14 protein-coding genes are annotated in these 12,157 nt (G+C 39.2%); 2 read left to right on the top strand and 12 right to left on the bottom strand.

The genetic code is table 11. The annotated features are described in order from the left end of the window. Window positions 1-60 precede the first annotated feature (60 nt). The gene (locus tag ACFE6N_RS00495) at window positions 61-687 is read left to right on the top strand and encodes an RNA polymerase sigma factor (protein ID WP_244950880.1); all 627 of its coding nucleotides are present in this window, start codon (window positions 61-63) and stop codon (window positions 685-687) included. Then, window positions 684-1,859 carry a hypothetical protein gene (locus ACFE6N_RS00490; RefSeq protein WP_378932680.1) on the top strand — a complete coding sequence of 392 codons (1,176 nt, stop codon included), beginning with the start codon at window positions 684-686 and terminating at the stop codon, window positions 1,857-1,859. Before ACFE6N_RS00495 ends, ACFE6N_RS00490 begins: the two co-directional genes overlap by 4 nt. Here ACFE6N_RS00490 and ACFE6N_RS00485 read toward each other — a convergent pair. From ACFE6N_RS00485 to ACFE6N_RS00430, 12 genes are all read right to left on the bottom strand, one after another. Further along, window positions 1,856-2,746: a pirin family protein gene (locus ACFE6N_RS00485; protein WP_378932677.1), complete on the bottom strand. Its 891-nt coding sequence runs from the start codon at window positions 2,744-2,746 to the stop codon at window positions 1,856-1,858. The genes ACFE6N_RS00490 and ACFE6N_RS00485 overlap by 4 nt on opposite strands. Before the next feature lie 710 nt (window positions 2,747-3,456). Then, window positions 3,457-4,557: an NADH:flavin oxidoreductase gene (locus tag ACFE6N_RS00480; protein WP_378932674.1), complete on the bottom strand. Its 1,101-nt coding sequence runs from the start codon at window positions 4,555-4,557 to the stop codon at window positions 3,457-3,459. A 10-nt stretch (window positions 4,558-4,567) separates the two neighbouring features. Continuing rightward, complete coding sequence (locus tag ACFE6N_RS00475) at window positions 4,568-4,870, bottom strand: ArsR/SmtB family transcription factor (protein WP_378932671.1); 303 nt, start codon at window positions 4,868-4,870, stop codon at window positions 4,568-4,570. Window positions 4,871-5,146: 276 nt separating this feature from the next. Next, window positions 5,147-5,617, bottom strand: a complete 471-nt coding sequence (locus ACFE6N_RS00470; protein ID WP_378932669.1) for a hypothetical protein — start codon at window positions 5,615-5,617, stop codon at window positions 5,147-5,149. Between the two features lie 92 nt (window positions 5,618-5,709). Further along, complete coding sequence (locus ACFE6N_RS00465) at window positions 5,710-6,108, bottom strand: winged helix-turn-helix transcriptional regulator (protein ID WP_378932666.1); 399 nt, start codon at window positions 6,106-6,108, stop codon at window positions 5,710-5,712. A 101-nt stretch (window positions 6,109-6,209) separates the two neighbouring features. Continuing rightward, window positions 6,210-6,404, bottom strand: coding sequence for a hypothetical protein (locus ACFE6N_RS00460; protein WP_090984532.1), 195 nt, complete (start codon window positions 6,402-6,404; stop codon window positions 6,210-6,212). Between the two features lie 236 nt (window positions 6,405-6,640). Then, complete coding sequence (locus tag ACFE6N_RS00455; protein ID WP_090984530.1) at window positions 6,641-6,865, bottom strand: CDGSH iron-sulfur domain-containing protein; 225 nt, start codon at window positions 6,863-6,865, stop codon at window positions 6,641-6,643. An 84-nt stretch (window positions 6,866-6,949) separates the two neighbouring features. Then, a complete protein-coding gene (locus ACFE6N_RS00450; protein WP_378932663.1) occupies window positions 6,950-7,633 on the bottom strand; it encodes a GNAT family N-acetyltransferase in 684 nt (227 codons plus the stop codon). A 78-nt stretch (window positions 7,634-7,711) separates the two neighbouring features. Continuing rightward, window positions 7,712-8,494 carry an alpha/beta fold hydrolase gene (locus ACFE6N_RS00445; RefSeq protein WP_378932660.1) on the bottom strand — a complete coding sequence of 261 codons (783 nt, stop codon included), beginning with the start codon at window positions 8,492-8,494 and terminating at the stop codon, window positions 7,712-7,714. Between the two features lie 209 nt (window positions 8,495-8,703). Beyond that, window positions 8,704-9,609 carry a serine protease gene (locus ACFE6N_RS00440; protein ID WP_378932657.1) on the bottom strand — a complete coding sequence of 302 codons (906 nt, stop codon included), beginning with the start codon at window positions 9,607-9,609 and terminating at the stop codon, window positions 8,704-8,706. 22 nt (window positions 9,610-9,631) lie between these two features. Then, on the bottom strand, window positions 9,632-10,738 hold the full coding sequence (locus tag ACFE6N_RS00435) for a thioredoxin family protein (RefSeq protein WP_378932654.1): 1,107 nt from the start codon (window positions 10,736-10,738) through the stop codon (window positions 9,632-9,634). After that, window positions 10,735-12,108 (bottom strand): TlpA family protein disulfide reductase, encoded by a 1,374-nt coding sequence (locus tag ACFE6N_RS00430; protein ID WP_378932651.1) that lies wholly within the window; start codon window positions 12,106-12,108, stop codon window positions 10,735-10,737. Before ACFE6N_RS00430 ends, ACFE6N_RS00435 begins: the two co-directional genes overlap by 4 nt. Between the last annotated feature and the right edge of the window lie 49 nt (window positions 12,109-12,157).

Raw genomic sequence — 12,157 nt, 5'->3', positions numbered from 1 at the left:
GATTGATTTTGAAGCAACCTTTCGTTGCTCCTGATCGTAATGTGTTTTGAAAGGAGAATTGTGACCGCTAAGCGCGACAAAGAAGATATTCTTATACAAAAGTATATTCAAGGCTGCATTAGAAATGAAAGAGATAGTCAGAAAGCACTATATCAACATTTCTACAGCTTTGCTATGGGTATCTGTTTGCGTTATGCAAATGATCGGTTAGATGCTGCGGGAATTTTGAACGATGGTTTTTTTAAAGCGTTTAAGAACATTGCCAAATATGAACCTACCAAAGCTTTTTTGCCCTGGCTTGGGCGCATTATAACCAATACTGCTATCGATTACTATCGTGCCAATCTTAAATTTGCAGATCATGTGGATGTTACCGATCATGAATATGTAGCGGAGGTAAGTTCTATATATGATAAGCTGGCTTATCAGGATTTATTGGCGCTGGTGCAAGAACTAAGTCCAGGCTATCGTACCGTATTTAACCTCTTTGCTATAGACGGCTATACGCATGAAGAAATTGCCGAAATGTTGGGAATATCGGTAGGTACATCAAAATCTAACCTGTTTAAGGCAAGGCAAAAACTACAGGAAATGTTAAAAGCTACGGAGACGAACACTTACCAGGTGAGAAGTTCGGAGGTAGACAGGAACCTTTTACAGGTAAGGTTAAATACAAATATGCAATGAAAGAGGGAAAAGATATAGATAAATTATTTAAGGATGGATTGGAAAATCCCGACCTTCCTTTTAATGATTTAGATTGGGATAATCTGGAGGAAAGGTTGCATCCATCACCCAAAAGGAGAACAGTACCGATAATATGGCTAACTGCTGTAGCCGGGATAGCGGCCATGTTGCTAGTGGTGTATTTGTTGGTTAAACCCGATGCTGATCAGTCCAAAAACAGACAGGTTAAAACCAAGATAGAAAAAAACAATAATGCCGGTAAGCCTTTAAATGACAAAGAAGAGCTGGTTAAAAAGCCAGCAGATGAAAATAGTTCTGCCGGAAATGGACAAGGAAGTTTATTGGCTGGTCATGATGATACAGAAAAAGCCACTAATGTGCAAAAAGGCGCTGAAACACGGTCCACTTCACTAAAAGCTATGGAAACCGGCGGTGATAACAGTAACCAATTAGTTGATGTAATTTATAAACCGAAAATAAATACTGAGCGCGAACCAATAGCATTTGAACAACAAAACCTGGTGTTTGAGCCTGCTCAGGCTAGGGTGGAAAAAATTAAAGATCCTGTTTTTAAGAAGAAACCGCGATTGATATTAAGTATTCTGGCTGCGCCCGATTTAACCAGCGTACAAAAATCAGGGCAAAGTAGCCTAAGTGGAGGTTTGGGCATAGAAGCGACCGTTATCCTAACAAAAAAACTGAGTGTTACTACAGGGGCATCTTATGCAAAGAAAATTTACGATTCGGATTTTAGCTTATACAAGCCCAACACAAACTATGTATTCAGCATAAAACCATCAAACATCCATGCCAATTGTGACGTATTGGATATCCCGATCAATTTAAATTACAAAGTTTTTGATAACCGCCATAATTCTATTTCTGTAAGTACAGGTTTATCGAGTTATTTAATGTTAAAAGAAAAATATAGCTTTTCGTACAACGGCACTTATCAGGGTCCGCAAAATTTCGAAGTAAAAAATGCGAACCAGCATTATTTAGGTATAGCCAATGTTGGTATAGAGTTTCAGCACAAAATCAATCATAATTTAAGCATTAGCGCTAAACCTTTTATGAAAATTCCGTTAACCGATATCGGTTATGGCAATAGCAGGTTATCGTCAACAGGCGTGGCTATTTCTGTAAATATGAATCTGTTTAGAAGGAATTAGTGTTTAATATTGCGGATGGGATCTGGTAAAGGCACAAAATCGGTTTCTCCAGGTACAGGTTTAAAGGTCTGTTCCAGCCATTTTATTTTTGCTTTTTCAATTAACTCCCTATCAGAGGCTACAAAGTTCCAGTAAATAAAGCGTTCTTCAGGAAAAGGTTCACCTCCGAAAATGTAAACCGTGGTATTTGCGTGCATGGTAAATTCACAGAGTCTGGCATCGTTGGCAATTAGAATCTGGCGGGGTTCGAAGATATGTCCGTCACTTTCTATTGCGCCTTCTAAAATATAAAGGGCACTTTCGCCAAAAAGATAGTCGCCAATATTCACTTTCTGGCGGTTAGCACTCTTTAACTCTAAAAAATATAAAGGGCTGTATACCGGTACCGGAGATTTATAACCAAACGCCTCCCCGGCAATCAATTTAAAATGGACGCCATCTTGGGTCCAGCCCGGAATATCTGCCTCTTCCACATGGAAAAATTCGGGTTCCATCTGTTCTAAAGCTTTTGGCAAAGCCACCCAGATCTGCAGGCCATGAAGCATTTTATCCGTATGCCTAAGGTATTCAGGGGTTCTTTCTGAATGTACAATACCACTTCCGGAAGTCATCCAGTTTACCTGTCCAGGCTTAATCACAATATCCGATCCTAAACTGTCTTTGTGCGTAATCTCACCTTCAAACAAGAAAGTTAAGGTAGACAAACCAATATGCGGATGGGGTGGAACATCAAGATTTTCATGATCGCTCATTGCAGCAGGCCCCATATGATCAATAAATGAAAATGGCCCAACCATACGTTTTTCACGGAAAGGGAGGAGTCTGCCAACCATGAAATTGCCAATATTTGCAGGTCTTTCTTCGATAATCAGTTTAATGTTCGACATGGGACAATCAATTTTTTGATGACGTGAATTTATGGAAAAAGACTGGGATTTAAATTTAAATTCTATTCGTCACGTCATTTCGAGTAAAGTGTAACGGAATCGGGAACCCGATGGCTCAGCGAAGCTAAATCTATAAAAACGGCATTTAGTGATGTGCATTCTCGAAAGAATTGAAATAAAGATTGCATACTTGTCAGATGTAAACATCTGCCCCCACAGAATTGATTGAGGTGACAAAGTTTGGTCGTTTAATTTTATTTGGAAAGCAGTAACAGAAGCTTTTAGGCAATTGTGGTCCCGCTCCCGCTTCTGCCAATTGGAAGGAATTGGCATCCCGCTTCGATCCCTTAGGTTTAGATGGCTACGGCATGGCTACTATCGGAGGTGAAATAAACCCGGCCGACAGCGTTATCCCGAATTTTCAGTCGGATTAAGCAAAGGGCGGGGCTGGAGCAACCGAAGCATTACAGGTATTGCTTTCATAATTATCCAAAAAGATTCCGTGCTTCAGTATTTCCATGGCAGAAGAATTTTTATGCGCAGTTAGATGTTACCATTTGACTGGCTAAAAAAGGTATTAAGAAATTAGAAAGAGCGCAACTCCACAATTAATATTTGAGAGGTGTGTCAAATGGTAACATCTGACACCACCAGAAACAAAAAAAGCATCCCTTTCGAGATGCTTTAAACTTAAAGAGAAAATATAGTTTTTATACCAGTTGCATCAAAGCTTCTTTGCTGAAGCCTTTCAATTCATCCAAGCGGTTATGTTTAATCTTTTCAACCCAGTTAGGATCTGCTAGCAACGGACGTCCAACTGCTACTAAATCAAAATCGCCACGGTCCATTCTGCGCACCAATTCATCTAGCGAGCTAGGCTGCGAACTTTGTCCTGCAAAAGCACCAAAAAAATCACCATCTAAACCAACTGAACCTACTGAAATGGTGGCCTTACCTGTTACTTTTTTCGCCCATCCGGCAAAATTCAGGTCAGAACCTTCAAACTCCGGTTCCCAGAAACGGCGTTGCGAACAATGGAAAATATCAATTCCGGCTTCTGCGAGTGGGGTTAACCATTCTTCCATTTCCTGCTCGTTTTTAGCCAATTTAAAATCGTAAGCAGCGGGTTTAAATTGTGATAAACGGATAATCAAAGCGAAATCTTCGCCAACCCTTTTACGTACTTCCTTAATTACTTCAACGGCAAAACGGGTACGCTCTGCTAAGGTTTTTCCTCCATAAATGTCGGTTCGGTTATTGGTAGCATCCCAAAAAAACTGATCAATCAGATATTGGTGCGCACCATGTATTTCAACCGTATCAAAGCCTAAGTCCTTGGCGTCAGCTGCGGCCTGACCAAAAGCAGCAATGGTATCGGCAATAGCCGCATCCGTCATCGGTACACCATTTTCAAAACCCGGTTTGTTAAAACCTGAAGGGCCTTCAAAAGGTGCATTGGGCACCCAGCCTGATGCATGGTTTTCCATAATTCCCTGGTGCCAGATTTGCGGACCCATTTGCCCGCCGGCCTGGTGAACTTCATTAATCACCTGTTGCCATCCTGCTAAAGCTTCTGTACCATAAAAATGTGGAATGTTTGGATCCGCAGAAGAAGATGGACGGTTAATTACCGTTCCTTCAGACAAAATTAAGCCTACTTCTCCGGCCGCTCTTTTTGCATAATAAGTTGCAACCTCAGGTGTTGGCACTCCGCCCGGAGAGAATGATCTCGTCATAGGTGCCATTACAATTCTATTTTTGATATTCAAAGTTTTAAGGCTGAATGGCCTGAATAAACTATCTGTATTCATATATTTTAAATTATATTTCGGTATTAATGATATCGCTTAATTTTTTTAAGCCTTCTTTATTGCGTTTGTAATAAGTCCATTGGCCCAGTCGTGTAGAACTGATTAAATCAGCACGCTGTAAGATGGACAGGTATTCTGAAATGGTGCTTTGCGACAGGCCGCTTTTCATCTGGATCTGACCAACACAAACACCAACATTTTCAAAATCGGCATTTGGCTGTTCCGGAAAATGTAGTTCAGGCTCTTTTAGCCAGCCTAAAATCTGTAAACGTGTTTTGTTCGAAAGGGCTTTAAATATTTCTACCTGATCCATGATGCAAATGTATATCGACTTTTCCCGATATGCCAATTAAATAGCTAAAGTTTACAATTGGATGTAAAACTTCTGGATAGGTAAAAACGAAGTAAGGTATATACTAAAAATGAAAGATGCTTCGCACGGCTCAGCATGACAATGAAAAATAGATATGAAAAAAAGCCAAAAAAACGGGGATAAATCATACCGACCTATCCCCGTCATCTAAATTAACGCTCTCAGATATATAAACAACCAAAAAGGTGATTTATTGTATATGAGATAAAATATTTTTTATTTTTTTGTTGCAGGCTTTTTTGCTGCTGCTTTTGTTATCTTTTCTGCTGCTGGAATTTCTGCTGTAACCTCAGCTTTTTTCTTTGCAGGCGCTTTAGCTTTTTTAACTTCTACCGTTAATTCTTCAGTTGCTTCTGCTTTCTTCTTAGCCGGAGTTTTTGATTTTTTTAATTCAGTTGCAGGTGCCTCAGCAACAGGTTCTTCTTTAGCCTCTACTGCTTCAGACGTATGATCTTGTTTCAGATAGTTAGCGAGGACCTGTCTTAAATACACCTCTGGTTTAGGCATATTGATGATGGTTCCCGGTTCTTTATCCTGAGATTGCTTAATATAAGCTGATTTAATTTTTCCCCAGTCTTTAGAGTAGAGTTTAATAAACATTTCTACAAATTGTTCGTCTGTATATTTTTTAGGCAACCTACCTAGCACTGCCTGGATTTTTTCTTCTTTTTTATGTAATACCGCCATGGATTTTATTTTGTACAAAGATAGTTGAATTTTATCATTATCTTTTTTACTCGTTCAGGCCGATAGGTGGAGATCATTGTTCATGTTGACATTTAAAGGGAAACCAGTGTTTCAGCAGTGGTATGTGCGTTTTTCCTGTTCTTAACCAGCCTTTCGCGATGTTTTAAGCCCCATTCTCTGAGCTCATTAATTACCCGGTCAAGCGATTCGCTATAGGGGGTAAGCTCGTAAGTTACGGTAACGGGGGTGGTGGAAAATACTTTTCGAACCAGAAACTCATTTAACTCGAGGTCTTTGAGTTCCTTCGATAATATTTTGGGCGTAATTTCTCCAAGCGATTTCTGTATTTCATTAAATCGCTTGGGGCCATCTTGCAAAGCGATAATTAACGGAAACTTCCACTTCCCATTTAATACATATAGGGCATCTTTTACCGCATTTAAACTTGCCGTACAGGTTTCTTTGTTGCGGTGTTGTTTTCCTGGTTCCATCATGCAAATTTACACGCTTTAATTAAGGATATCGCTATCTTTTTGGATATAAGTATCGTTTGGATAGTTTTAGGTGGCTGTCATAACAGTATCACCAAACGTTATTTTTTCCAGCCTTTTTGCATTTTTTTGTAGGCTTTTTTGCTGATTTTCGATTTCTTTTTTGATCTCGACTTGCCTTTTTTCTTTCGGGCATTAATGTTGTTCACCAACGAGTTTTTAACGCCTAACTTATTCTTTTTTTTACCTTTCTTTTTATCCTTTTTCTTTTTGCTTTTTTTCTTCTCTTTTGCCATGATGTAGATTATTTATTCAACATAACACCAAATTGCAGAAAAATGTTCCTGTAAAAGTAGGGGAGATGGTTAGCTAATGCAGGATTTTAAGATTATGTATAGCGAATTTTAATTAAAATTTTTTAAAATGAAATTACTCCTTATCGAGGAATTATACCCAGCTACAAACTGGATTTGTTGCGCCTGGAACAAAAAAGCACCAACCCGGAAAGATTGATGCTTTTAAATGCTGTTTATTAAACTTTTTTAGGTGGAAGATCAAATGCAATAGCTTCATGCTCAAAATGGCCTTTGTGGGCGCCATCGCAAAAAGGCTTGTTTTTAGATAAACCACAACGGCAGATTGAAACGACTTCTCTGCCCTGCAGGCCATAAGCATTCCCGTTTTTATCTACTATCTCGAAATCGCCCTCTATTTTAACGGAGCCGTTATTGTTAATGGTAAGTTTTGTTTTTGACATGTATGTGCTAGTTTGGCACAAAACTACAGCATAGAAATGTTAGTTTTTAAGTAGTTTTCTATTTAGAAACATTCTCTTGTTGGCTTAGGCTTCCTTCCTGATTACGTAGGCCATCATATCTGTTCTGATTTCAAAACCCAGTTTCCGGTAAAGTTTAATAGCGCCGTCATTATCATTTCTAACATGCAAAAAGGGTATTTCAGCACGGAGTAATATCCTTTTGATCTGTTCCTGTAAAATTTTATAGGCATAACCTTTTCCTAAGTGATCAGGATGCGTACAAACGGCACTCACTTCCCGATAGGGGCTTGGGAAAAACCGGTGTCCGGCCATGGCAGCCAGTTTTCCTTCCGTAAATATGCCGGTGTAATTGCTCAGCTCAATGGTTTTGGCCAAAAACGGACCCGGTTTGGTCAGTTCTACTAGATTGATCATTTCTGTAACATGTTGCAGGTCGAGATCTGTTATTCCGGTTGCAACTGTTTTTGGTATTTCTTTGCTACGAAAAACAAATTGAAACATGTTAATCTGGTTCAACAATTTCCATTGTCCCGGTATTTCAACCGGAGTTGTAGAAAAAAATACAAAAATACTTTCTGGCGGGCTGATTTGATAGAGGGTATTTAAATTCTCCTGAGAATTATCTTTTAACCCGGCAAACGCAGTAATATCTTCGATATAATATTTTACTTCATCAGTGCCTTTTGAGATATGGCTATGCCCAGATGTTAGGGCATAATAAATCGGATTATCCAATACATGTTCCATGCCGCAAAGATATCAAAAGCTAAATAAGGAGAGGGTAATTTTAGGTGCATTAAACCCAATACACTCTTAGTCACTTCATTATTGGTTTAAAAAAGTCTCTACCAGATGCGCCGTCATCGCTATCGTTTTGTCGCTTATACCAGGGTTCAGGTTTTCGCCGATCATAGCACCATGCACGCCTGGCAGAATAACCAATTGCACGTTCGGAATCAATCTCGACATTTTAACCACATGTTCAGGTTTGATCACATCCTTATCTGCTGCCATTAAAAGTGCATCGGAGGCAATTCCCCTCAGATCATTGTCGCTGAGGTCGACAAAATCAAGCATGCGCTGTTTGTCTTTCTCAAACATGGCCTGCAATGCATCCTGATTAGGATTTACGGCTAAAAAAGCCGCTTTAAGCGGCTCTGGCATATGATCTATGGTGGCATTTTCAAGCCCATTGTAAAACCCTTCAATCAAACCTTCGCGCTGGTAGTTTGCCGAAATAACAATAATTTTATTCACCACAGCCGAATGGTGTGCTGCAATATGCAAAGTTGTTGTTCCGCCATTGCTGAAACCCAGAAAATTGGCCTTAGTTATGTTTAGCTGATGTAATAAAGTCACTACGTCTTTTGCGTCCTGCTCAAAAGATTCTGCCTGGTTGCGGTCGCTGGTACGTCCATGTGCCTGAAGTTCAATTGCTATAATCCGCCCAGATTTTGCTAAAAACCGAAGTAGTCTGCCGAAGGTGGATTGAATGGTTGAACCGCCACCATGTATCAGTACCAGTGGCATTTCGCCCTCGCCATAAATTTCATAGTACATCTTAATGCCGTTTACTTTTTCATGTCCCGCACGATGATAGGTTTCCATTGGTTTGGTTTAAATTTTCCATACAAATTTAAAGATGTGTTGGAGAAATAAGGGATCAATTACAGACAGATTTAGGGCATTTTGAGCAATTTGAAAATAGAGCCAACTAAAATATAGATGGATTCTCTTTTTAAATTAAACAGAATGCCCGTGGTTTTTAATCACGGGCATTCTGATACTGTTAAAACTAAAAACTGTGGCAATAAATTTTAATGAGCTGATTCTGAACGAACCAGTTTCCATAGTGACTCTACAGGTACTGTATTCTTCACTACCATTTGTACACTAGGGTTCATTTCGCTATGGGTAAACATTTTGGTATTGGATACTGTACCAATCACATTTCCATAGCTATCCATTACCGGACCACCGCTGGATCCTGTTGCATAATCTGCAGAAATAGCCATCATTTCCCTGAAAAATTTCTTGTTAATTTCACCGGCTTCTTCCATGTATTTATTGGTTACGATACCTTTGCTGAAAAAGTAATGCATGCCCTTAGGATGGCCCAAAACATACACGTCATCACCAACTTTACCAGCTTGTGCCAGCGGTAAAGCAGGAATCTTTTCGCCATCAGTAGCCAATTTAATTATTGCAAGATCATTTGTCTTAGAACAGGCGAGCACACTCTTTACTGCATAAATCTTACCGTTAGCCATCCTAACGGTAAGTCCTAGTGGCTTATTTCCATCGCTGATGTTGGCATACATGGCGGCTACATGATAATTGGTTACCACAATGCCGCTCGGATCTATAACGTATCCTGAAGATTCACTGATGTGGGAATTGCTGCATCTCGGACAAAGATAGGCAATACCTACTGTTACCGTTGCAGTTTTTGCAAGCTCATAGAGTTCGTTTCCATCTTTTTTCCTTTTATCAGTTTTTACCAAATTTAGTGGAATAGCCTTTGTATTTTCTGCCAATTGCGTTTTAGCATCCTCTGCGGTAACGCTTTTTACCTTTAGAAATAACGAATCTAATGACTTCTGGTACGTTGCTAAAATCCTGGCATCGTCAGTAAAGGTTTGCGCATGCGTGGTACCAGCAGTAAGTAAAAATATACCTGCTGTGATGTTTATGCTCCTTTTAAGTATTTTTATTGCTAACATTTTTTTAAAATTTGTAGCCTGGTTATTTGCCTACTGGTTTCTGCATGCGTTCAGCCATTCCCTGATAATACTTAAATTCCTTTTCGTAAGTTTTCGCCACCCCACTAAAATATTCTCTTATTGCGGTTTTTTGCGTCTCATTTGCTTTAGCAGCTTGCCTCATCAAAATGCCATCTAAAATTCCCTTAAATACATCTGTATTTGGAATAAGCGCAATATTGCGCTTATAATAAGCAATTAAGCCATCCAGGTCTTTATTGACTACGTAAAGAGCGATCCGACCCATGTGTGATTCAGGTTTATCCTGAGGTAACTTCAACAACGCTATGGTGTAGGCAACTTCCTCCACCTCTTTGGGGGTATAGAAGATATTGTATTTGGCACCAGTTTCACTGGCAATCTGGTACATATCTTTACGAATTTTATCGAAGATGATCCTGTTGGTTACCTCCGTACCCCAATAAGCATCTATATTCGATTTTTCTAACATTATTTTTCTGAAGAAAGGACTACCGAACTTACTGATACCAAAAGCCAGTTCAAGATACTCTTTACTGAACCTTTCAAAATCTTGTGAGTGATCAAATAATTCTTCAAGAACCGGAGAAGGATCTTTTGAGGCCTGATAAAGGGCTAATGCGTAAGGAAATCCTGTACGCATACTTTTCTTTTCTTCGTAAGCGGCTTTCAGTCCAGGTATCGAATTTTTCGGATCCAGTGCTGCCTTCACCTTGTTTACAAATTCCTCTGCCGAAGCTTTGCCCACTACACGGTTAATTTCCTGTCCCTGGAAATTCAACAATAGGAAAGTAGGGTATGCGGTTACATTATATTTTTTGGCAATCTCTTTGCCTTCCCCTTTTTCCATATCAAATCTTACCGATACAAATTTCGGGTTGAAATAATCTCCCGCTATTTTTTTAGGAAACTCAGTAGCTTCCATCTCCGCACAGGGAATGCACCAGCTGGTGAAGCAATCAATCAGTATTAATTTCTCGTCGCCAGGAATTCCAGCCTTATTTAAGGCGTCATTCATGGTCAGTTTTTCGAAGTTAATGCCCTGAGCATGGACTGACTTCCAGCTCAAAATGCTTAGGCAAATGGTTAAGCCTATAATTATTTTTTTCATTTGGATTTTAGCGTTTGGGTGTTGCTTAAAGTTGATTCGATTAGTGTTTTCAATTTAGGATCTGAAGGTCGTGGTGCCTGGAAATTCACCATCTTTCCATTTTGATCAATCAGTATAAATCTTGGTATTTCTGTTACCTCATAATCGCCGATCATTGATCCTTTGTTGTTGGTAAACAAGTGAAGTCCGGATAATTTTTTCTCCTCTACCATTTTTTGCCATTTGGCTTGGTCTGTATCAATGGAAAGGCTAATAAATACAATGTTTTTGCCTTCAAATGATTTTTCCAGTTCTTCTAATGCCGGTTGTTCTTTCAAACATGGCGCACACCAGGTAGCCCATAGATCAAGCAATACCACTTTACCCAGATTGTCGGTTAAGCGATGAATTTTACCGCTCGCATCAGGATAAGCAAAATCCATCGATTGGCCATCAGGTTGTTGTAAACGGCCTCTTTTTAAGAGTAAAGCTATCTTTTCACGCTGCTCTTTAGTTTGCATAAACTGTTCGTTTCTTTCCAGGTATTGAACATAGTTTTGAATAGCGCCTCTTTCTGCTTGTGCCAAGATGAATTTTGCTTTCAACTCTTTATTGGAAATCTCTGGAATCAGGAAGTCTGCAGCCATACCCTGTTTGGCACCGTAAATAATATGTTTTACGAAAGCGAAATAAAGCATATAGTGATAACCCATCGGTAGGTTCCAGATATTAGCATCTTCCCATTTTTCATCGTTATAAAACTTAACAAGGCTTTCAGGATATTCTTCTTTCTTTCCGATGTTCAAACCAGAAGCAGTAGGAATAATGACATCATATTTATAACTCCAGGTTAAGAAATACTTTGCTTGTTTATCAAAGGAAGCATTTCCGGTGTTGATATTTTTAATAAACTGTTCAACCGGAGCTTTCAAAGAATCAATTATTTTAATGTACCCATCAGAAGGCAACCTATAGCTATTTTGAGTATAGCCGTACCGTCTTAATGGCTTTATCATTTTATACCAATCGGCAAATACCTGGTTTTCTTTATTTACATTTCCTGAGTAAACAATTTGTCCGTCACCAGCATCAACATTAAGTTCCTCACCAGGTTTTAAATAAACCGCATATTGTTCATCATACAAACCTACGTAACGGATTGTATTTAAATCTTCTTTCTTCACCTCTCCACGGAAGATCTGATCCTGTCTGCTTTTTACCATCGGTAGAATAATCTCAATTTCACCTTCTTTAGGCTTGGAAAAGAGTACATCCTGTGCTTCCTTACCATTTGGTAACAGCTTATGGAATTTTCCTTTAATAACTGCAGTTTGCGACCACGACGAGGCAGATATGGCTAGCATCGCAGAAAAAATTAGTGTTTTTTTCATTATAGTTTGTTATTGTTTAAAAGTTAGCAGGCTGAAAATACCTGCTAAC

It is taken from the genome of Pedobacter sp. BG31 (genome assembly GCF_042464845.1).
Lineage (GTDB): Bacteria > Bacteroidota > Bacteroidia > Sphingobacteriales > Sphingobacteriaceae > Pedobacter > Pedobacter suwonensis.
This window is presented reverse-complemented; position numbering and strand designations above follow the sequence as displayed.